A 22,403-nucleotide genomic window follows, 5' to 3' on the forward strand; every position below is an offset into this window, starting at 1 on the left:
GCCCCGAGCACGAGTCGGGGCGTCTCAGCCCTTCGGTGACGGTCCCTCCGTGGAGATCAGGTCCGTGGAGATCAGGTCGGACAGCGGCGTCTCCGGTCTGGCGGTGGCCATGGCCAGTTGTCGGGTGAACTCCTGCGCCCAGCGTGCGACCGTCGCGGCGTCGAAGAGGTCCGTGGAGTACTCGAACGTCATGGTGATGCTCCCGGCGCCGGGGACGAGGACGACGTACAGCTCGTTGCGGGCGACGTTGCCGACGGGCACGCCGCGGATGCTCGCGGACACCCCTCTCAGGTGGAGTGCCGGGGGCGGGGTGGTGACGACGGTGAACAACACCGTGGGGTACAGGCCGTCCGCCTCTTCGGGCGCGAGGAGACGGACGATCTCGTTCAGCGGCAGGGCCTGATGGTCGAGGGCGTTGAAGACCGTTCCGCCCAGACCGCTGACGAGGTCGGCGAAGGTGCGGGCCTCGGAGAGCCGGGCCCGCAGCAGAACGGAGTCTCCCAGCAGACCCACGATGTCCTCGTGTTCGCGGGCGCCTGCCCGGTTGGCACTGGAGGCGGCGAACACCACGTCACCGTCGCTGCCGCGCAGCCGGGCGCCCCAGGTGGCGAAGGCGGCGGCGAACACCATGTAGGGCGTGGTGCCGAGACGCGCGGCGACTTCGGTCACTCGGCCCGGCACGTCGCCCTCGACGACCTGGTGGTGCAGGGCTCCGCTGCCGGAGAGCTCGGCCGGACGAGGACGGTCGTACGGCAGCTCCAGACGCAGGGGTACGCCGCCGAGTTCGGCCCGCCAGAAAGCCTCCAGCGGGGCGCGGCGCCCGCCGCGGAGCTGTTCGCCCTCCCAGCGCGCGTAGTCCGCGAACTGGGCGGCGGGCGGGTCGAGGGGCGTCGCGGCGCCGTCGTTGTACAGCGTCCGCAGGTCGTTCCACACGATGCCCATCGACCAGCCGTCGCAGATCGCGTGGTGCAGGACGACCATCAGAACCCACCGGTCCTCGGCCTGCCTGCCGAGCCTGAAGCGGAACAGCGGTGCCTGGTTCATGGCGAACGGGCGTGCTGCCTGTTCCTGGCACCAGCGGTCGAGTGCCGGGCCGTCCAGGGCGGTGAGGTCGTCGACGGGGACGCCGACCGGAACGTCGGCCAGAGTCTCGACGAGAAGCTCGCCGTCCCGGAGCACGGCCCGGCTGCGCAGCGCGCCGTGGCGTCGTACGAGACCTTCGAGCGCGCGGGTCAGGGCCCGCGGGTCCAGGCCGCCCCGCAGGTCGATCCGGTGAGCGACGTTGTACACGCCGGGGTCGGCACGCTCGTGGTGGCGTCGCCACAGCCGGCGCAGCGTGGCAGGCGCAGGGACGGGGTCCGACGACGGCTCGGGCCCTGGGTCCATGCGGCGGGCGACAGCGCGGATCGTCGGCGCGCGGAAGAATTCCGCCATGGACAGCGCGGCGCCGTGCTCCGTGGTCATACGGTTCAGCAACCGTACGGCGCTCAGCGAATGGCCGCCGAGTTCGAAGAACGAGCGAGTCACCGGCACGCCGCTGAGGCCCAGTTCGGCGCACCACAGCTCGTGGAGTGTCTTCTCCACGGGGGTGGCCGGTTCGTCGTCCGCGTTCACCGGGCCGGGCGCGGCGTCCTCGGGGGCGGGCAGCCGGCCGCGGTCGAGCTTTCCGGCGGTGTTCACCGGCAGTCTGTCCAGGCTCACCCACTGGCTCGGCACGAGGTGGCCGGGCAGCTCCGCGGCCAGTTCGGCGCGCAGTCTTGCGGTGTGCGTACGGTCCGGGGCGGCGGGCGTGACGTACGCGACGAGTTCCCATTCCCCGTGGCTGTCCCTGCGGGGCAGGACGGCGGCGTCCCGGACGCCCGGCCGCCGCGTCAGGGCCTGCTGGACCTCGGCGGGTTCGACGCGGTGGCCCCGGATCTTGACCTGATCGTCGGTACGGCCGAGGTACGCGAGCGTCCCGTCGTCGCGCCAGCGTGCCAGGTCTCCGGTGCGGTAGAAGACCTCGCCCGTGCTGGTCGGCAGGAAGGCCGCGGCCGTCTCGTCGGGACGGCGGTGGTAGCCGTACGACACCGCTGTGCCGCCCACATGGATCTCGCCGGTCACACCCCGTGGCACCTCGTCGCCGGCGGCGTCGAGCAGTGTGACGCGCGCGCCGGGGACGGGTGTGCCGATGGGCGGGCAGGTGCCTTGGCGGGGGTCCACCCGGTGCGAGGTGACGATGACGGAGGTCTCGGTCGGACCGTACTGGTTGTACAGCGCGCACTGGGGGTGCGTGTCGAGGAACCGGAGGAACGCCGGGGTGAGCTGCAGGGCCTCTCCGGCCGAGAACAGCTCGCGCAGTGCGGGCAGCCGGGGGCCGGTCTCGATCAGGTACTTCAGCGGGGTGCACGGCATGAACATCCGCTGCACGCCGTGGCGGCGCAGCAGGCCGGCGAGTGCCACCGGATCGTGCCGCAGCTCGTCGTCCACGAGCACGAGCGCGGCCCCGGACGCCAGGGTGGTGAAGATTTCCTGGACACTGACGTCGAAGGCGGGCGATGTCCACTGCAGGGTCCGCAGCGCCGGATGCCGCTCGATGTGGCGGAGCACCAGGTTGACCGGGCCCCGGTGGGGCACGACGACACCCTTCGGGCGGCCGGTGGAACCCGAGGTGTAGACGCAGTACGCGGGATCCCCGGCGCGTACGCCGTCGGCCTCGGCGTCCGCTGTGTGGTGCGGCGTGTCCTGGCCGGCTGCCCGCTCCATCGTGCGCACGCGCCACTGCTGGAGGGCGGGACGCCTGGCTGCCGTCGCCTCGTCCGTCAGCACCAGCACGGGAAGGCCGTCGGCCAGGAGCTGTTCCATGCGGGCCGACGGCAGGGACGCGTCGACCGGGAGGTACGCCGCCCCGCTCTTCAGTACCCCAAGCAGCGCCGTGATCAGTTCGGGGCCGCGCGGAAGCACGACGGCGACCCGTTCGCCGCGCCCTGCCCCCTGCGACTTCAGCCGGCGCGCGAGCCAGGTCGCCCGCCGGTCCAGTTCCCCGTACGGCACGTGCCCTGTTGCGGTGAACAGGGCGACAGCGTCCGGAGTCCGGTGGGCCTGCGCTTCGAACAGTCCGTGCAGGGTCTGCTCGACGTCCGGCAAGGGCTCGTGCTGCCGGCCGAGTAGCGCCAGGTCCGCGCGATCGGCTTCGGTGAGCGCCGTGAGTGCGGAGAGCGGGGCCCGGGGATCGGCGAGGGCCCTGCGCAGCACGTGCTCGACGTAGTCCACGAGCCGTCGTACGTCGCGTTCCGCGAACAGGTCCGTGTCGTACTCGGTCATGAAGCGCAGGCCGTCGCGGTGGTGCGTCAGATAGAAGCTGAGGTCGAAGGGCGCGCGGTCGGAGGGCGTGTCGAGCAGGGTCGCGGTCAGCGCCGGAGGGTCGAAGTCCACTTCCGCTTCGTTCTCGTACTCCACCATCACCTGGAACAGGGGATTGCGGCTGGGGTCACGATGCGGGTTGAGCTCGGAAACGAGTTCGTCGAAGGGGACGTCCCGGTGTTCGTAGGCGGCGGTGCTGCGCTCCTTCACCCGCTGCAGCAGGTCCGTGAAGCCGGGGTCACCGGTCAGATCGAGACGGAGCGCGACGGTGTCGAGGAACAGGCCGATCTCTTCCTCGGCTCCCTCCGGCCTGGCGGCCACCGCCGTTCCGACCACGATGTCCCGCTGCCCGCTGAACCGGCTGAGCACGGCGCCGATCGCGGCCGTCAGCACCATGAACAAGGTGACACGGCGCTGCGCGGCGAACTCCCTCAGCCCGCTGATCAGCCGGGCGTCCAGCGCGTGGGTGAAGCTCGCGCCCGCGCCGGAACGGACGGGCGGACGTGGCCTGTCCGAAGGCAGCGTCAGGTCTGGTGCGCCGTCCAGCTCGCGTCGCCAGAAGGCCAGCACTTCCGCCGTCCGGTCGGGGCCGACCACGGCTTGCGGGCGCGCGACCAGCGGCGCGAGAGCGGGGCCGTCGGGCCAGGAGCGGTAGTGGGCGGCCACCTCACGGGCGAAGACCCCGGTGGACGAGGAGTCGAAGACGATGTGGTGCGCCAGGAGGAACAGGATGTGCCGCTCGTCCGACAGACGCAGCAGCCGGCAGGAGAACAGTGGCCCCGTGGTCAGGTCGAAGGCAGCGCCTCCCCCGGTCCGCAGCGCCGAGCGCAGTGCCTGTGCCTCGGTGGCGCCCGTGTGGTCCTCCACCGGGCAGTCGAACTCGACGTCCTCGCGGGTCTGGCGGCGGGGGGTGCCGTCCACTGCGGCGAAGAACGTGCGCAGCGCGGGCTGGCGCGCCGCTGTGCGGTGCAGGGCCCACGTCAGGCGCGGCACGTCCAGCGGGCCCTCCAGCCGGATCGCCTTCGGCTCGTGGTACATGCTGGTGCCGGGGTACATCTGCTCCACCAGCCAGATCCGGCGCTGAGCGGGCGACAGGGCGCTGGTGACGGGCGGCTCGACGGCCGCCGGCGGCCGCTGCTGTGTGCGAGCGCGCAGGGCGTCGATCGCGGGCAGCGCGGCGAGCACCTTGTCGGCGGGGACGCCGAAGTCCACGAAGCAGGCGATCTCGTCCGCGCCGGCTTCGGTCAGCCCGCGCACCGTGGCGGCCACCGAGTCGGCGTCGCCGATCAGGGCGCGTGAGGCGCAGTAGCTCTCGTAGGCCCGCCCGAGCAGGAAGTCCACGTCCTCCTCGGGCGTGTTCTCCAGGTCGACTTCGAAGCCGAGGCTGTTGGTGACCTGGTCGAAGAGGGCGAGCGAGGAGCGCAGGTACGCGACGAAGGGGTGATACGCCTCGGCGCGTGCGGTCCGCGCGTTCGCGCCGAGATAGGTGTGTACGAGGACCACGACCCGGCCCGCGGCGGGGTCGAGACCGTGCTCGGCGCGGGTACGCCGGTAGAGCGCGATGTTCCCGGCCAGTTGCTCGACGGACTGCGACATCAGGTTGGTGACGACGCCGAGGTCCTCGGCGGCGGCGCGGCGGTAGCTGTCGGGGTTGCCCACGACCGCGACGTACAGGGGCGGCATGTCCTGGACGGGGCGGGGGTGCAGCCGGATCTCGACGGGGTCGCCGTCCCCCGCCGCCATCGTCAGCGGCTGTCCCGACCAGAGGGTGCGTACGGTCTCCAGCCGCTCGTACATCACCTCGCGGTGCCGGCCGAAGTTCTCCGGGGCGAGGGCAAAGTCCTTGGCGTGCCAGCCGCTCGCGAAGCAGACGCCGACCCGGCCGCCGGAGATGTTGTCGACGACCGACCACTCCTCGGCGACTCGGACCGGGTGGTGCAGGGGAAGGACCACCGAGCCGGCGTGCAGCCGGACCCTGCTGGTGCGGGACGCGAGTGCGGCCGCGAGCACCGAGGGGTTGGGGAAGGGGGCGCCGAAGGAGTTGAAGTGCCGTTCGGGGAACCACAGGGCGTGGAAGCCGTTGCGGTCCGCGAATTCGGCGGCCTCCGTGATCAGCGCGTAGGTGTCGCGTGTGCCGGTCTCGGGGTAGTCGCCGAAGAAGTACAGGCTGAAGTCGCAGCCTGATGTTTGTCTGTCGTTCCCGGTGTCCTGAGGCGGTGCGGCAGCCGTGGCGGGCCGGTGCGGTACGTCGGGCGTCGCGGCGTGCGGTTCTGGTGCGGTGGCACGGACCGGCCGCGGTGGCGGGGCGGCGGAGGCGGCCGTTCGGGGCGCCGGGCCTGCGAACATCTCCAGTTGGCGGTTCATCAGGCCGGTGACCTGTTCGACGAGCTGCCCGGCGAGCTGGAGCTGCTGCGTCACTACCTCCCGCAGTCCCTTGTCACCGTCCGGTTCCTGCCCCGTGGTGCCAGGCGGCGCCTGTACGGAAGTTCCGGCAGGCAGCCCGCCGGGCGGCTGTTCCCCGGGTGCCTGCGCCGCTGGTACGGCGCCGGGAGCCGCCGGTCGCGGACCGCCTCCGAGTCGTACGACGAGCTCGGCGAGCTTGCGCGGAGTGTCGGAGTCCGAGAACAGCTCCCGGACGGGGACACGCACTCCGTGGAGCCGCTGCAACTCTGTGGTCATGCCCATCAGCGCCAGGGAGTCGGCGCCCAGAGCGAAGAACGAGCGGTCGGGCTCCACCTCCGTGGGATCAACACCCAGCTTCCGCGCTGTCAGTTCGCGAATGCCGCCGATGATCTCGTCCGCAGCCCCGGTGGCCGGTGCAGGTGCAGGTGCCGTACCCGCGTGCGCCAAGGCCCCGGCTTCCGGAGCCCGGTCCGCCACCCCCGCACCCGCACCCGCCCCCGCGACCGAGTAGCGGCGCCGCCGCATGGGGTGGCCGGGGAGCGGTACGCGGCCTCCCTCGCGGCACACCTCCTGCCAGTCGATGTCAGCTCCTCGCCGGTAGAACTCACCGACAGACGTCAGGAAACCCCGCCACTGCCCGTCCCCTGTCCCCTGGCCGGGCACCCAGCGGCTGTCGGGCAGACAGTGCCGGCCCAGGCGCGTGAGCACATCACCGGCGCCGACCTCCAGGAAGTCCGTACAGCCCTCGCGGGCCGCCGTCGCTGTCGCCAGGTCGAAGCGGACGGGCTCACGTGCCTGGCGTACGAGGTAGTCGGCGTCGACCGTCCAGCCGGCCGGGAGCAGTGCGCCGTCGAGCGTGCTCACCACCGGAAGGCGCAGCGGGTGCCGCTCCAGCCGTTCGGCGCGGGAGCGCAGTTCGGACAGCACAGCGTCGAGCTCCGCCGAGTGGAAGGCGCGGTCCACGGGCACGGTGCGCCACGGGATGCCCTCCTGGTCGAGGAGGCGACCGGCTTCCCGCACGGCGTCCGCCGGTCCTGAGACGACCTGGGAGCGCGGCCCGTTGACCCCGGCCAGTTCGGTTCCCGACGCCTGCGCGATGCGCCGCGCCGTCCCTGTGTCGGCGCGCAGTGTCAGCATTCCGCCGGGAGGGCACTGCTGCTCCATCAGCCTGCCGCGCCAGGCGGTGATCCGCAGACCGTCCTCGACGGACAGGGCGCCCGCGGCGCACAGCGCCGCGTACTCTCCGACGCTGTGTCCGAGCAGGAGGACGGGACGGATTCCGGCAGCGCGCCACAACTGCGTGAGAGCCATGTGATGGGCAAAGAGAGCGGGCTGGGCCGTGCCGGTCGGCCAGATCGCGTCGGAGGGCGCCGTACTCCCGTCGAGCAGCAGGGGCAACAGCGTGCCGCCGAACTCCTCGGCGTACACCTGCTCGCACAGGTCGAGGACCCGGCGGGCGCCGGGGTGGACCGCGTAGATCTCACGTGCCATGCCCGGGCGGGCGCTGCCCTGGCCGGAGTACGCGAAGGCCGGCCGCCCGAGCGGGGCGCCGTCGGTGACCGCACTGTCCAGCGCCCGGCCGAGTTCCTGTGCCGTACGCCCCACAACGGCCGTCCGGTGCTTTCGATGGGGTCTGCCGAGAGCCAGCGTGGCGGCCACGTCGGAGGCGGCCGCGCCGGGGTTCTCCCGCAGGTGCCGTCGCAGCCGGTCGACGAGCTCGGCCAGCGCTTCGGGGTCCCGCGCGGAGACGGGCACGAGCACCGGGTAGTGGGCAGGGGGCGGGACGCGGCGGGGCGGCGCCTCTTCCAGCACCACGTGTGCGTTGGTGCCGCCGACACCGAGTGCGCTGACACCGGCTCTGAGCGGTACGCCGGGGGGCGCGGTCCAGGGCTTCAGTTCCGTGCCGAGCACGAACGGGCTGTCTTCGAGCGGGAGCGCGGGGTTGGCCCGGCGCAGGTGCAGCGTCGGTACGAGGGTGCGGTGCTTCAGCATCAGCACCGTCTTGATCAGGCCGGCCATGCCGGCACAGCTGTCCAGATGACCTATGGCAGGTTTCACGGAGCCCAGGGTGCAGAAGCCCGTGCGCTCGGTGCCCTCTGCGAAGGCGCGCGACAGCGCCTCGAACTCCACCGGATCACCGAGCTGCGTGCCGGTGCCGTGAGCCTCCACGTAGGTGACGGTCTCCGGTGGAACCGCGGCCTTGCGGAGCGCCCGCCGCACCACCTCCACCTGACCGGCAAGGCCGGGTGCGCTGAACCCGGCCTTGCCCGCCCCGTCGTTGTTGACCGCCGAGCCCGCGATGACGGCGTGCACGGTGTCGCCGTCGGCGAGTGCGCGGTCGAGCCGCTTGAGCAGTACGGCGGCGACTCCGTTGCCGCCCACGGTGCCGTCGGCGTCAGCGTCGAACGCCCGGCAGCGTCCGGTCGGCGACAGGATGGAACCGGGGTGGCTGCGGTACCCGGAATCCTGCGGGGTGTGCACGGCCGAGGCGCCGGCGAGGGCCACGTCGGCGTCGCCGCTGATCAGCGACTGGGCGGCGAGGTGTACGGCGACCAGCGAGGTCGAGCAGGCCGTCTGGACGCCGATGGCGGGGCCGGTGAGGCCGAGCCGGTAGGCGACGCGGGTGGCGAGGAAGTCGGGTTGCCTTCCCATGGCCGTCAGCAGCCCGGTGGCCGGGTCGCCGTCCGTGCGTGCCGTCGTACCTGGCGCGCTCTGGTGGTCGTAGAGATTCATTCCGGAGCCGGCGAACACGCCGATGCGGCGGTCGGATGCCGGCGCCGCGTAACCGGCGTCCTCCAGTGCCTCGTGACAGCACTCAAGGAAGAGCCGGTGAGCCGGGTCGGTGAGTCCGGCCTCCTTGGGGTTCATCCCGAAGAAGTCCGAGTCGAAGCCCTCTATGTCGTCGAGAACACCACCGACGGGGACATGGTCCGGCTCGGCACCACGCCCCGGAAAGACGCTGACGCTGTCCTTGCCCTGGTGGAGATTCGCCCAGAACGCGTCGACGGACGGGGCGCCGGGAAAGCGTGCGGACATGCCGATGATGGCGATGCGGTGGTCCGGAGCTTCGGCCGCCCCGCCCCCGGCCGCTGTCGGCTGGGGGGCGGGGGCGGGGCCGCAGGCTGGGGCCGGGAGCCGGGACGGTTCCGGCGCGGCGGCGGCCAGATGCGCCGCCAGGGCGGAGACCGTCGGGTGCTCGAAGAAGGCCGTCTGCGGGATCGCGCGGCCGAGCCGCCGTTCCAGCCGGTCACGAAGCCGGGTGAGGGCGAGGGAGGTCATCCCCAGCTCGTAGAACGGCGTCGCGCTGTCCGCCGGGTGCCCGAGAAGTGCGGTGACGGCCTCCCGTACCGCCTCCAGCAGGCCGGGCTGCTCACCCGGGCCCGGATCGCCCGTATCGAAGGCGCCTTCCAGCAGCCGGTCGCGCAGCTCGGTCCGGCGTATCTTCCCCGCCGGGGTGCGCGGGAACTCGGCCTCGGTGACGGGTACGGCGCGTGCGACGGTGAGCCGGAGCCTGGCGAAGACGGCTGCCTTGATACCGCGGGCGACGGGCTCGTCCGCGTCGGCGCTTCCGGTGCCGGCGAAGAACACGGCCAGCGACTCGCTGCCGGTGTCCGGGTCGGGGATGCCGCAGGCGGCGATCCCGCCCGCCCGCGCCCCCGGCACGGAGGCGGCGACGCGCTCGACCTCGTGGCAGTAGACGTTGTGCCCGTTCAGGATGATCAGGTCCTTGCGCCGGCCGGTGATCGTCACCTGCCCGGCTGCGAGGAACGCCAGATCGCCGGTGTCGAACCAGTGCGGTCCGGCGGGAAACGCGGCACGGTCGGCCGCGGCGTTCCGCACGTACCCCGGCGTGACCCGCGCGGTGGACCGTACCTGCAGCCGGCCGATCCACCGCTCGGGAAGAACTTCGCCCCGGTCGCCGACGACACGCACCGCGGCGCCGTGCGCGGGTGCTCCGACGGCGACGAAGGTCAGGGCGTCCTGCTCCGGAGTGTCCTCGCCGGCGTGGATGAGTGGTCCGCCGAGGCTGTCCTTCCGTACGCGGTGAACGGCTCCGGGGCCACCCAGTCTGCCGTAGGTGATGGCCGTGACCGTCTCCGCCATCCCCCATGCGGGAACGATGTGTTCCGCCCTGACGCCGAACGGTTCGACTACGGTGAGGAACCCGTTCATCACCGGCAGCGGTATCTGTTCCCCACCGCACACGAGGCTCCGTATCGCGCTCAGATCCCAGGTGCGGTCCGGGCACTCACCGACCGCATCGGCGATCAGCCGGTACGCGAAGGCCGGTGCCCAGCTGTGGTTCGCCGCGTGTTCGTCGAGAAGGTCCAGCCAGCGCAGCGGTGAGCCGAGTACGTGCCCGGTCGGCGCGTGGACATTGGTGCAGCCCACGAAGACCTCAAGGAGGTGGTAGAGCAGGAAGGCCCCGCTGTGGTCCAGCGGAAGCCAGTTCACGGTCGTGTGGCCGGGCCGCACATCCAGGATCCGGCGGCTGCTCGCCGCGAAATCGGCCAGGCCGCCGTGCGTCAGCCGCGCGGCCTTCGGGACGCCGGTGCTGCCCGAGGACAGCATCAGCAGGGCGACATCACGGCCTTCGGGCTCCACGTGATCCTCGGCGGGCGGGTGTCGCAGGCTGTCCTCGGCGACCACGGTCCGCAGGCTCGGGGCGGAAACCGCCAGCGCGTCGGCTCCCGCCCGGTCCGTCACCACCAGCGGGGAGCCGAGCAACTCGCAGGTGTGGCGGAGCCGTTCCAGGGTGGGAGAGCCGTCCTCGGCCCGTTCGGCGATGGCGACGGGTCTCGCGCCGCCGAGCAGGCAGGCCCAGAAGGCGGGGAAGAAGGCGGGCAGCGGCAGTCCGCACAGCACGATGTCCGCGCCGGGACTCAGGCCCCGGGCGCGCAGCCCGGCGAGCATACGGCGGGCCATGGTCAGCAACTCGGGGTAGAGGAGGGTGTTCGAGCGGCCGTCGTCCCCGATGGTGACGACTCCCGCGTGGGGTGAGCGTTCCGCCGCGCGCAGGAGGGCGCTGACGGCGTGCGGCGGGTCGTCGTCGGTGAACTCCCGCTCGGGACCTTCGTACACGGCTTCCCCCGTGGCTCGGTTCATGAGTGTGCACTCCTTGTGATCACGCAGGTCATCCGTCTGCTGTGCGGCGGCCGGGGAGAGTCGTGAGAAACAGCGTCAGCGCGCCGCAGAAGGCCAGTCCGTGGAAGACGCCCACCACGGCGAGCACGGACCAGGCCTCCAGCGCTGCCGCGGCGGCCACCATGCCGAGGGCGAATCCGCACGTCTCCACCGTGGCGGACAGGCCGAACAGGCGGCTTCGTTCCCGGTCCGGCATTTTCTGGAGCATCGAGGTGTAGACGATCTCGGTGAATCCGTCGGCGATCCCCGCGACGCCGGCGATCAGCATGAGCACGAGGGGCGCCGGGCCCGTGAAGGCCAGCACGAAGCACAGCGACATCGCGCACGTACCGCCCACGTACGCGTTCAGGCCCCACCGGTCCTCTGTGCGGGAGGCCTTCCGGCGCTTCAGCACCTGGTGGGCGACGAGCGTGCCGGCGGCCCAGGAGGCCCAGAACTGTGTCATGAAGACGGCAGGGTTCTGGGGCGAGTGGAAAGCGGAGACCACGGGCAGCGCCACGTTGTGCGAGGAGGACGCCAGCGCGTCGCCGCCTCTGAGCAGGATCATGCCAAGCATGAGGGCCGGCACCGCGGTGATGACGCGCAGCAGGGACACGGAGTCCGGCCGCTCCGCACCCTGCGGGGTGGCGGGCTCTTCGTCGGTCCGCAGGCGCAGGAAGAACATCGCCGCCGCGGACACCAGGAAGCTGGCGCCGTTCACGGCGAACGCGGCGCCGTAGCCCGCGATGCCGATGACGGGTGCGGCGGAGGCGAAGCCGGCCACCGTCGCCACCGAACGCACCGTGATCAGCTGTCCGTTGATCCGGACCCGCGCCTCGGAGCCCACGAGCACCGGGACCGCGCTGCGCAGGGCGACAGTGAAGAAGGTGTTTCCGGCGCCGAGCACGATCACCACGACGGCCAGCAGCCACACGGAAGCCGACCGGGCACACACCGCGAGGAACACCATGGCCACCGCCTGGCAGACGTCCGCGGTGATCATCAACCGTCTGCGGCCGGCCCTGGCCGCCAGCGCGCCGGCTGCCAGTCCGGCCAGGAAGCCGGAGAACAGCCGCAGCGCCATGAGCAGGCCGAGACCGAGTCCGCTGCCGGTGACCTCGTACGTGAACAGGCTCAGCGCGATCAGATTGAGAAAGTTCCCGTACGACGACACCGCATAGGCGGCCACGAGCGCGCGTACGCGAGGACGTACCACCTCAGCGGCTGTGATTGCCGTTTCCCCCATGTACTCCTCCGACCGCGGCGGGCTCCTGCGCTCTCCGCACGCGCTGACACGCGCTGAAGGGATACCACCACAACAAAGCGCGGAGGACCGGGTGTTTGCCGGCTCTCGGCTCCGCAGGCCGGCCGACCCCGACCGCGAGCCGGTGGACGGGGCGATTGATCCTGGTTCGTCCGGGACGGTTGGGGGTAGTGACCGGACATGATCACTGTGGGAGTCGAGGAGGAGTACCTGCTGCTCGACCCGGAAACCGGCATTCCGGTGCCGCTGTCCGAAGAGGTGCGCGGGTCGTCCGGCCTGGCGCCGGTCGTGGAGCACCGGGAGGTGCAGTGCGAGCTCCTTCAGGCACAGGTGGAGGTCGCCACCCCGGTGTGCAAGGACCTCGACGAGGTCGGAGGTCACCTGCTGCGGCTGCGCCACGCGGTCGGTGCCGCGGCCGAGGAGCTGGGATGCCGGATCGCCGCCTGCGCCACAGCTCCGCTGCGGGCGGTAGCGCCGGTTCCGGTCAGCCGGAACCGGCGCTACCTCGCCATGCAGTCGCAGGCCCCGCAACTGGTGGCGGAACAGCTCATCAACGGGATGCACGTGCACGCGGAGGTACCCGATCCGCACGTGGGCGTCGCCGTCCTCAACCGGATCCGGGTCTGGCTGCCGGTCCTGGTGGCCATGTCGGCGAATTCCCCGCTGTGGGACTGCCACGACACGGGCTTCGCCAGCTGGCGCACCATGATCTTCGGACGCTGGCCCGTGAGTGGACCCCCTCCGTACTTCGCCGATCTGGCCGATCACGAGCACCGGGTCCAGGACCTGCTCACCTCGGGAATCATCTCCGACACGGGCCAGATCTACTGGCAGGCCCGTCTCTCCGGCCGGTACCCGACCGTCGAGGTGCGGTGCATGGACGTTCAGCTCCGGGCCGATGACGCCGTCATGTTCGCGGGCATCGTCCGCGCGCTGGTCGCGACAGCGATCCGCGACGAGAAGGCCGGGACGCCGCCGCTCCAGTGCTCGCCGGAGCTGCTGCAGGGCGCGAACTGGCTCGCCGCACGGCACGGCATCGGTGGTCCGCTGGTCACCCCCTCGGGCGAGCGCCGCAGCGCCGGCGACGTACTGCATCAGCTGATGGAGCACATCACACCCGCTCTGGAGGAAGCCGGGGACATGCGGGAAGTGGGGTCCCTCGTCCACCGCCTCCTGCGACAGGGGACTCCTGCGGACCGGCAGCGCCGGGCGCTCGCTCAGGGGCTGCCCGCCCTGATCGACCTGATCACCACGGAGAGCACCGCGCCGTAACCCGCCCGGCACCGGTCGCCGAGGTGGCGTCCGGCCGTACGGCGGCGGGCGCCCCGGAGTGTGCTCACGGAGGATGGAGTCATGAGCGATGCACGCACCACTGTCGTCGTGATCACCCACAACCGCCGCGACGAACTGCTGCGCACCCTCGACAAGCTGGCCGGACTGCCGGAGCGTCCACCGGTGATCGTCACCGACAACGCTTCCACGGACGGTACGGCCGAGGCCGTCGCCCGGCTGTACCCGGAGGCGACCCTGCTGACGCCCGGCCGGAACCTGGGGGCGGTGGGCCGCAATCTCGCGGCGCGGCAGGTGCGGACGCCGTACATGGCCTTCTGTGACGACGACTCCTGGTGGGAGCCGGGCTCCCTCGCGCGGGCGGCGGACCTGCTGGAACGGCACGAGCGGCTGGTGGGCGTCACTGCCCGCATTCTCGTCGAGCCGGGCGGCCGGGAAGACCCGATCGTGGCCGAGCTGCGCGATTCGCCGGTCGAGGGACCGGATTGGCTGCCCGGTCCGGCTCTGGGCTCGTTCCTGGCGGCGGCGACCGTGCTGCGCACCGATGCCTTCCTGGCGGCGGGTGGTTTCAGTGAGCGGCTGTGGCTCGGCGGCGAGGAAGAGCTGCTCGCCACCGATTTCGCGACGCGCGGCTGGTGGCTGGCGTACGTGGACGAGCTGACGGCCCACCATGCGCCGTCGCCGGTACGGGACGCGACACTGCGGCGTGTCCACGGTCTGCGCAACACCCTGTGGTTCTGCTGGCTGCGCCGGCCGGCGCTCGCCGCACTGCGCAGGACCTTCTTCCTGGCCCGTACGGTCCCGCGCGACCGGGCATCCCTGCGGGCGTTCGGCCAGGCGATCGCGGGGCTGCCCTGGGTGCTGCGCGAGCGGCGCGTCGTACCACCGGCGGTGGAGGCACGCCTGCGGTCACTGACGCAGGCGCAGCGCCGCTCCACCGCCCGCCAGTACATCGGCTGATCCGGGCGCCGCACACGTAAGGTCGCGCGGGCGGCGCCGCGCGGGCAAGGATTCCGGCCGCCGGATACTGGTCGTATGGACGTGTCCGCACCCGCCGTCTCCTACGTGCGCGAGCGTCTCGGCAGCAGCCTGTTCAGCCGTGTCGCCGGGCCCGCGGGCAGGGACACGCGCGTGCGCATTCACGAGACGCCGGGGCCGCGCTGGTTCGGTCCTGACCGGCCGATCCGTACGGTTCACGGGGACGCTTCGATGTTCATCGGCGGGCTGAGGGCCCTGTTGTTGCAGTCCCTGCATCCGCTCGCCATGGCCGCCGTCGCGGCTCATTCCGGCTACCGGGGCGATCCGTGGGGCCGGCTCCAGCGCACCAGCACCTTCCTGGCGGTGACGACGTACGGCACGGCGCAAGACGCGCAGGAAGCGGTGGACCGCGTCCGGGCCGTGCACGAACGCGTGCGGGGGACTACGGCCGCCGGGGAGACCTACCACGCCGCCGACCCGCACCTGCTGGCCTGGGTCCACATCGCCGAGGCCGACAGCTTTCTGTGCGCCCACCAGCTCTACGGCGCGCGGCCCCTGGACGCCGACGGCTGTGACGCGTACGTAGCGGACATGGCGCGGGTCGCGGCCGCGCTCGGGGTGAGCGACCCGCCGCGCACGCGGGCCGAGCTGGCCGAACGACTGCTCGCCTACCGTCCCGAGCTGCGCGCCACCCAAGAGGCCCGCGAGGCGGCCCGCTACATCCTGCTTCGCCCGCCGCTGCCCCTGATCGCCCGGGCGCCGTACGCCGCGCTCGCCGCGAACGCGGTCTCGACGCTGCCACCGTGGGCCCGCGAGCCGCTCAAGCTGCCCCGCCTGCCGGGTTTCGAGAGGACCTGCGTGCGCCTGAGCGGGCACGCGCTGACCAGAACGATCCGGTGGGCGATGGCGCCTCCCCCGCGCACGGCGGGCTCGCGCCCGGCGAACTCCTGACCGCGCCCGCGGTGCTTCGCCGGCCGGTCAGCGGCCGGCCGCGCCACGACGCGGGGCCTGTACCGCGGCCTACATCGCGGCCCGGTCCACGCCTTCCGCCTGTGCCTTGCTGCGCTTGGTGAGGACCCCGGCCGCCGCGAGCGCGCAGCCGGTGAAGGCCAGTGCCACGGTCCACGGCTGGTCGAAGCGGTGCCCCATGGCGTGGTCCAGGGAGTAGCGGCCGGCTCCGGCGAGCCCGATGGCGGCCGCCGTGAAGCCAAGGAAGGCCGGGTACTCGTAGCCGCCCGACTGGGCGAAGAAACCGGCGGGCGCGTGCACGGCGACGGCCCCGGCCATGGCTCCGGCCGCCGCCGCGCCGGCCGCGGGCGTGGCGAGCCCGAGGGCCAGCAGTACCCCACCACCCGCCTCGCCGAGCCCGGCCGCGACGGCGCTCGGCCGGCCGGGGATGAAGCCCATGTGCTCCATGGCCGTCGCGGTCCCCTCCACACCTCCGCCGCCGAACCAGCCGAGCAGCTTCTGCGTGCCGTGCGCCGCCAGTACGGCGCCGGTGCCCGTGCGCAGTACGAGCAGGCCGAGGTCGCGTCGGTTGATGTGAGCCATGGGTCTCTCCCAGCGTGAAGGGGCCGCGGTTACGTCTCCACTTTCGTTACGAAACGCACCGTGCGCACCCTTTCGCTTCAGCGCAGCAGCAACTGAAGGCCGCCCAGTACGGTCGCCCAGATCACCAGCCGGTCGAAGAGCCGCTGGTTGATCCGGTCCACGCACCTGCGGCCGAGCCAGGCGCCCGGAACGACGAACAGCACCAGGGCGGCGTCCAGCAGCAGGGACCGGAGGTCGATCAGCCCGAGGCCGACACTGAACGGCACCTTCGAGGTGTTGACGATCAGGAAGAACCACGCCGACGTGCCGAGGAAGCCGAGCTTCCGGAAGCCCGCGGAGAGCAGGTAGAGCGACATGACCGGGCCGCCCGCGTTGGCGACCATCGTGGTGAAGCCGCCGAGCACACCGTACGAACGGGCCTTGATCCGGCCGCCGCGCGACGCCGCGTCGGTCCCCGGCTCCCTCTCCGGCCCCCGCCACGGCTCCGGCTCCGGCTCCGGCGGCGTGCGCCGGCGCCACAGCGTGATCCCGGACATCAGCAGCAGGATGGCGCCGATCGATGTGCGTACGGCCTCGTCGTCGGCCCACAGCATGAATACCGCACCCGCGACCACACCCCCCGCCACCGCCGGGAACAGCCGCAGCAGGGTCGGCCAGTGGGCGTGCCGCCGGTAGACGAGGACCGCGATCAGGTCGCCGGCGATCAGGATGGGCAGCAGTACGCCGGTCGATTCACGGGCCGGGAGTACGGCGGCGAAGACGGCGAGGCTGACCGTGTTGGCGCCGCTGACGGCCGTCTTCGAGAAGCCGACCAGGGCCGACGCGGCGGCCAGCGTTGCGAATTGCCACAGGGTGATGGTGTCCATGCCGGGAGCTGACGCTACAGCCACCCTCACCCGGGCCCGCGGTCACCCCTCGCGGGGGTGACAAGGGTTTTCCCCGTATCGGGTTCATCTCGCCGTTCCCTACTGTCTGCCGCACCGGCGAATCCCGTCTCCCGCACCTTTGCTGTCAGGTGCATGTAAAGGGCGGGTTACGCCGGGGACGGCCTGACCCAGGGTCGTAGCGCCGGCGGCGGCGCACGGGCTCACCCGGCCCAGGAACCCCGCACCCGTGGCCCCCACGCCACGCGTGGCTCCCGCGCCGCCGGCCAGGCGCTCCGCACGTACGTCATGAAAGGGAACACCTTGAACGGTTCCAGGCGGAGACTCATATCCGTCGTGGCCGCGACCGCCACCATCGCCGGCGTCGTTGCCACCTCCTCCGTGGCGTCCGCCGCCGCCACGGGCCCCTCCCCGAAGCCCGCCCCGGCTTCACAGGCCATGACCGAGCTGCCGGCCGCGCCGGTCGAGAAGGTCATCGTCACCTACAAGTCCAAGTCCGCCGAGGCCGGTTCCAACACGGCGGCCAAGAACGACGCGGCCGCCAAGGGCAAGGAGACCGGCGAGAGCCTGTCGTTCGAGCGCCGCCTCGCCGGCGGCGCCGCCCTGGTCGACCTGGGCGGCGAGGCGTCCAAGAAGGACCTCACCGAGGTGATGGACGCCTTCCGCGCCGACACCTCGGTCGCGTCCGTGGAGCCCGACATCCGCGCCTACGCGATGGCGGCCACCCCGAACGACACCGACTACGCCAAGCAGTGGGACCTGTTCGAGGCCACCGGCGGCATGAACGTACCCGGCGCCTGGGACAAGACCACCGGCAGCGGCGTCACCGTCGCCGTCATCGACACGGGTTACGCCGCCCACACCGACCTGGCGGGCAACGTCGTCGCCGGGTACGACTTCATCTCCTCGTCCGCCGATGCCCGCGACGGCAACGGCCGTGACAGCAACGCCAAGGACGAGGGCGACTGGAACGCCACCGACGGCGAGTGCGGCACCGGTTCCCGGGCGAGCAACTCCTCCTGGCACGGCACGCACGTGGCGGGCACCATCGGCGCCACGACCAACAACACCAAGGGCATCGCGGGCATCGCGTACAGCGCCAAGATCCAGCCCGTGCGCGTGCTCGGCAAGTGCGGCGGCTCCTCCTCGGACATCGCCGACGCCATCACCTGGGCGTCCGGCGGCACCGTTCCGGGCGTAACGGCGAACGCGACCCCGGCCAAGGTCATCAACCTGAGCCTCGGCGGCGCCAGCTCGACCTGCCCGAGCGTCTACCAGAGCGCCATCAACGGCGCCGTCTCGCGCGGCACCACCGTGGTCGTCGCGGCGGGCAACAGCAACGCCAACGCCTCCGGCTTCACGCCCGCCAACTGCTCCGGCGTCATCAACGTGGCGTCCACCAGCCGTGAGGGCAACCGTTCGTTCTACTCGAACTACGGCACCATCATCGACGTCTCCGCGCCCGGCGGCGAGACCCGTCGCGCCACGGACACGCCCGGTACCGTCACCACCCCCGAGAACGGCATCCTCTCGACGCTGAACTCCGGTACCACCACCCAGTCCACCGAGAACTACAAGCCCTACCAGGGCACTTCGATGGCCGCCCCGCACATCGCCGGGCTCGCCGCGCTGCTGAAGTCGGCCAAGAGCACCCTCACCCCGGCCGACATCGAGTCCGCGATCAAGGCCAACGCCCGGCCGCTTCCCGGCACCTGCACCGGCGGCTGCGGCTCCGGCATCGCCGACACCACGAAGACCGTGAACGCCGTCACCGGCACCACCACCCCCGGCGCCACCTTCACCAACGCGGCGAACGTGACGATCAACGACAACACCACCGTCTCGTCCTCGCTCTCCGTCACCGGCCGCACCGGCAACGCCCCCGCCGCCCTCAAGGTCGACGTCGACATCAAGCACACCTGGCGCGGTGACCTGGTCGTCGACCTGATCGCTCCGGACGGCACCGTGCGCAACCTCAAGGCCTCGTCGTCCTCGGACAGCGCCGACAACGTCATCGCGACGTACACCGTCGACGCGTCCAGCGAGGTCGCCAACGGCACGTGGAAGCTCCAGGTCCGCGACGTGGCATCGGGTGACACCGGCTACATCGACAGCTGGAGTCTCACCTTCTGAGACGTCACGTGCGTCACATCAACACTCTTCATGGGCGCGCCCGCGGCTTACCGTGGGCGCGCCCCGCCGCATGTACGTCCGCATGCCGGACAACTGGTCTGGACGGCGGCCGCCGACTTCGTATTCTCTGCTCGCACGGGCAGTGGGCTCGCGCGCCGGAGGGTGGTGGTGAGTTCGTGACGTCGGGGGTGCACCGACCCGCGCCGGTCGGGCGGACCGAGCTCCTCGCGCGGCTCGAACGGGTCCTGCGCGCCCGCGGCCGCGCCCTGCTCACCGGCCCCGCCGGGGTCGGCAAGACGGAACTCGCCCTGGCCGCCGCCGCGCGGGCCGAGTCCCGCGGCGAGAGCGTGATCTGGCTGGCCACCCTTCCCGCCGACCGTGACATACCGGGCGCGGCCGCCGCCGCCCTCGTCGCGTCCGTGGCGGCGTGCGTCTCCTGGCCCGCGGCCGGGACGACCCACAGCGGCCCCGGCGGTCAAGGCGGCCCCTGGTGGCCCGGTGGCGCCGGTACGTCCGGCGGCCCGGGCACCGGCGGCGGTCGTCCGGGAGGGCTCGGCGCAGCCGCCGCAGGGCCCGGCGGGGCCGGTACGTCCGGTGGCCCGGGCGCCGGCGGGAGTGGTCATCCGGGAGGGCCCGGCGAGGCCGGCAGTCCCGCAGGAACCCGTGGCTCCGCAGGGACCGGCAGTCCCGCAGGAACCCGTGGCTCCGCAGGGACCGGCAGTCCCGGCGTGCCGGGTGGCCCCGGCGTGCCCGGTCGCCCGGCAGGGACCGGTGGCGCCGGCGTCCCTGGTGGCCCCGTCAGCCCGGTGGCGTACGACGCCGGTCCGGGAACGTACGACATTCTCGACGGGCTGCCCGGCCCGCAGCGCAACGCCGTCGCCATGCTGTGCCGCGAAGCGCTCATTCCCGACGGCGGCTGGGACGCCATCGCCCTGCGGCTCGCCCTCGCCCAGATCCTGCGGACCCTCGCCGCGCGCGGCCCCGTCCTGCTCGTGGTCGACGGTGTGCAGCGCATCGACGACACCAGCGCCGACCTCATGCGCTTCGCCCTGCACCTGGCGCCGTCCGCACTGCGGGTGCTCGCCGTCGAGACACCGTCCCCGTACGGCTCCGTCCCGCCCCATGGTGTTACGCCGCGACCGGAAGCGGCGGGCCCGGAGCCCCTGTGGGTGCCCTCCGAGGCCGACGTCCTGTTCGTACCGCCGCTCCAGGCCGACGAGATCGCCGAGCTGCTCATCCATCACCGGCTGCCCTCCCGCATGGCCGGCCGCATCCACCGGGCGAGCGGCGGCAACCCGCGTCTCGCGCTCGCCGTCGGCCGGTCCCTCGCCGACGCCCGGACGCCGGTGCACCACGCCGAAGCGCTGTCACTGTCGGGGCGCGCCCGGGATCTCGCCCGCCAGCTCCTGGGCGCCGCATCGCCCGGCGTACGCTCCACGCTCCTGCTGGCCGCGCTCGCGCTGCGCCCGACCGCCTCGCTGATACGCCGCGCCGGCCGCCCCACCTCCGAGGCCGACCTCGCCGCCGCCGAACGCGCGAACCTGGTCTGCCTCGACGAGGACGGCACGGTGCGCTTCACCGCCGGCGTACTGCCGTCGACACTCGTGCACGACGCGTGCTGGACGGAGCGCAGCGCCGGTCACGCCGCGCTCGCGCGAGTCGTGGACGATCCCGTCGAGGCGGTACGCCACCGGGCACTGGCCACCGACATCCCCGACGGGGCGCTGGCCACCGAGGTCGCCGCGGCCGCCGACCTCGCGCGGCGCCGGGGCAACAGCGCGCTGGCCGCCGAACTCGCCCTGCTCGCCGCCGAGTCCACACCCGTACAGCACGGCGCCGAGCGGATAGCCCGGCTCGTCGACGCCGCCGAGGAGGCGGCCCGCGCCGCCCGCGCCGACCTGGCCATGCGCGCCGCCACCGACCTGCTCGCCCGCGACGCCGCGCCGGCCGACCGCGTCCGCGCGCGGCTGGCGGTGCTGGACACGGCGGGCCAGGGGCTGTGCGACCTCGAAGAGATCTACGTCCACGCCATGGAGGACTCCGAGGGCGATACGGCGCTGCGCGCGGCCGTCCAGCTGCGCCTCGCGGTGAAGTACGTCCTGGCCGACGGCGACCCCGTACGCTCCCGCGCCGCCGCCGTCGAGTCCGCCGCGCTCGCCGGATCCGTGGGCGACCGCAGGACCGCGGCGCGGGCGCTGACCGTACAGGCGCGCATGGACCGTGTCCTCGGCTCGCCGGACGCGGAGCGGGTACTGGCCGAGGCGCGCGCCCTGGAGGTGTTCGAGCGCCCCCTCGGCATCCGCAACGCCGCGCAGATACTGACGATCCGCCACGCCATGTTCGACGGCCGGCTCACCGATGCCCGCGACAAGCTGGGCGCCCTGCTGCCGCTGGTCGAGCGCCGGGGCCCGGTGGAGGACTCCATCGAGCTGCTCAGTACGCTCGCGGAGATCGACGCCCGGCAGGGGCAGTGCGCGGCGGCGCTCGCGCACGCCCACCGGTCGCTCGCCCTGACCCTGGAGGCCGGCCTCTCCCCCGGCCCCGCCTGGTACGCCCTGGCTCTCGCGGAGACCGCGGGCGGCAGTTTCGAGCGCGCCGCGAGTTACGCCCGGCGCAGCGTCCGGGCCTCCGAGGAGGAGGGCGACCACGTCTTCCTCTCCCGCAGCCTGTACGCGCTCGGCCGGGTCCAGCTGATCAACGGCGACGTGGCGTCGGCCCTGGAGAGTCTGCGCCGCGTCCAGGCCGACGAGCGCGCCCAGTCGACCGTCGACCCGTCCATGCTGCGCTGGCACGAGGAACTGGCGGAGGCACTGCTGGCGAACGACGCCCCCGAGGAGGCCGCGGCCCTGCTCGACGACGTGCGACCGGTTGCCGCACGCCTCGGCCGTACGACGGTGCTCCTGGGCCTCGACCGGGCGTACGCGCTGTACCTGGCGGCGAGCGGGAAGCCGGACGAGGCCGCGGATCTGCTGTCCCGGACGGCGGAGAGCTTCGCCGTGGCGGGTCTTCCGCTGGAGCGCGGCCGGGCACTGATCGCGCTCGCCCGTGTGGAGCGCCGCCGCCGCAGGAGGTCGGCCGCGCAGAGCGCGCTGCACGCCGCCGCGGCGGTCTTCGAACGGGCGGGGGCGGTCCCGTGGCTCGGGCTCACCACCGAGTCGTCGTCCCCTACGGCCGAACCCTCCCCGGCCCGCGGTGACACCCTGTCCTCCCTCACGGACGCAGAGCTGCGCCTCGCCCTGCTGGTCGGGCAGGGCGCCAGCAACCAGGAGGCGGCGGCGAAGCTGTACCTGAGCGTGAAGACGGTGGAGGCCCGGCTCACCCGTATCTATCAGAAGCTGGACGTCCGCTCGCGCGCCCAGTTGGCGACCGCCCTGACCGCCCGGCCGGCCCACCGGCAGGCGCCCACCGCTACGGAGAACCCGGTGGCCGGCTGA

At 72.7% G+C, this 22,403-nt stretch carries 9 protein-coding genes; 5 read left to right on the forward strand and 4 right to left on the reverse strand.

Annotated elements, in window-relative coordinates; all coding sequences use genetic code 11:
* Positions 1–24: 24 nt before the first annotated feature.
* Both G412_RS35800 and G412_RS35805 read right to left on the reverse strand, forming a co-directional pair.
* Complete coding sequence (locus G412_RS35800; RefSeq protein ID WP_078607333.1) at positions 25–10,851, reverse strand: hybrid non-ribosomal peptide synthetase/type I polyketide synthase; 10,827 nt, start codon at positions 10,849–10,851, stop codon at positions 25–27.
* Between the two features lie 28 nt (positions 10,852–10,879).
* Complete coding sequence (locus G412_RS35805; RefSeq protein WP_051338584.1) at positions 10,880–12,115, reverse strand: MFS transporter; 1,236 nt, start codon at positions 12,113–12,115, stop codon at positions 10,880–10,882.
* Between the two features lie 198 nt (positions 12,116–12,313).
* Here G412_RS35805 and G412_RS0124495 point away from each other — a divergent pair, with 198 nt between their 5' ends.
* The 3 genes from G412_RS0124495 to G412_RS0124505 all read left to right on the forward strand — a co-directional run bounded on the left by G412_RS0124495 (position 12,314) and on the right by G412_RS0124505 (position 15,352).
* Positions 12,314–13,405 carry a carboxylate-amine ligase gene (locus G412_RS0124495; RefSeq protein WP_028814397.1) on the forward strand — a complete coding sequence of 364 codons (1,092 nt, stop codon included), beginning with the start codon at positions 12,314–12,316 and terminating at the stop codon, positions 13,403–13,405.
* 81 nt (positions 13,406–13,486) lie between these two features.
* On the forward strand, positions 13,487–14,383 hold the full coding sequence (locus tag G412_RS0124500; RefSeq protein ID WP_028814398.1) for a glycosyltransferase family 2 protein: 897 nt from the start codon (positions 13,487–13,489) through the stop codon (positions 14,381–14,383).
* Between the two features lie 75 nt (positions 14,384–14,458).
* Positions 14,459–15,352, forward strand: a complete 894-nt coding sequence (locus tag G412_RS0124505) for an oxygenase MpaB family protein (protein WP_028814399.1) — start codon at positions 14,459–14,461, stop codon at positions 15,350–15,352.
* 69 nt (positions 15,353–15,421) lie between these two features.
* On the opposite strand, the gene G412_RS0124510 is transcribed toward G412_RS0124505, so the two are convergent.
* Complete coding sequence (locus G412_RS0124510; RefSeq protein ID WP_028814400.1) at positions 15,422–15,952, reverse strand: DoxX family membrane protein; 531 nt, start codon at positions 15,950–15,952, stop codon at positions 15,422–15,424.
* 77 nt (positions 15,953–16,029) lie between these two features.
* A complete protein-coding gene (locus G412_RS0124515; RefSeq protein ID WP_028814401.1) occupies positions 16,030–16,818 on the reverse strand; it encodes a sulfite exporter TauE/SafE family protein in 789 nt (262 codons plus the stop codon).
* Between the two features lie 354 nt (positions 16,819–17,172).
* Between G412_RS0124515 and G412_RS0124525 the strand changes: the two genes are divergently transcribed.
* Positions 17,173–18,969, forward strand: a complete 1,797-nt coding sequence (locus G412_RS0124525; protein ID WP_028814402.1) for a S8 family serine peptidase — start codon at positions 17,173–17,175, stop codon at positions 18,967–18,969.
* 176 nt (positions 18,970–19,145) lie between these two features.
* A complete protein-coding gene (locus G412_RS35815; protein ID WP_051338585.1) occupies positions 19,146–22,403 on the forward strand; it encodes a helix-turn-helix transcriptional regulator in 3,258 nt (1,085 codons plus the stop codon).

The sequence above is a fragment of the Streptomyces flavidovirens DSM 40150 genome (genome assembly GCF_000429085.1).
GTDB lineage: Bacteria > Actinomycetota > Actinomycetes > Streptomycetales > Streptomycetaceae > Streptomyces > Streptomyces flavidovirens.

What these genes read in the sequence shown, in the direction of transcription:
- G412_RS35800 (WP_078607333.1), bottom strand. Translation starts at nt 10,851, where the DNA reads ATGAACCGAGCCACGGGGGAAGCCGTGTACGAAGGTCCCGAGCGGGAG.
- G412_RS35805 (WP_051338584.1), bottom strand. Translation starts at nt 12,115, where the DNA reads ATGGGGGAAACGGCAATCACAGCCGCTGAGGTGGTACGTCCTCGCGTA.
- G412_RS0124495 (WP_028814397.1), top strand. Translation starts at nt 12,314, where the DNA reads ATGATCACTGTGGGAGTCGAGGAGGAGTACCTGCTGCTCGACCCGGAA.
- G412_RS0124500 (WP_028814398.1), top strand. Translation starts at nt 13,487, where the DNA reads ATGAGCGATGCACGCACCACTGTCGTCGTGATCACCCACAACCGCCGC.
- G412_RS0124505 (WP_028814399.1), top strand. Translation starts at nt 14,459, where the DNA reads ATGGACGTGTCCGCACCCGCCGTCTCCTACGTGCGCGAGCGTCTCGGC.
- G412_RS0124510 (WP_028814400.1), bottom strand. Translation starts at nt 15,952, where the DNA reads ATGGCTCACATCAACCGACGCGACCTCGGCCTGCTCGTACTGCGCACG.
- G412_RS0124515 (WP_028814401.1), bottom strand. Translation starts at nt 16,818, where the DNA reads ATGGACACCATCACCCTGTGGCAATTCGCAACGCTGGCCGCCGCGTCG.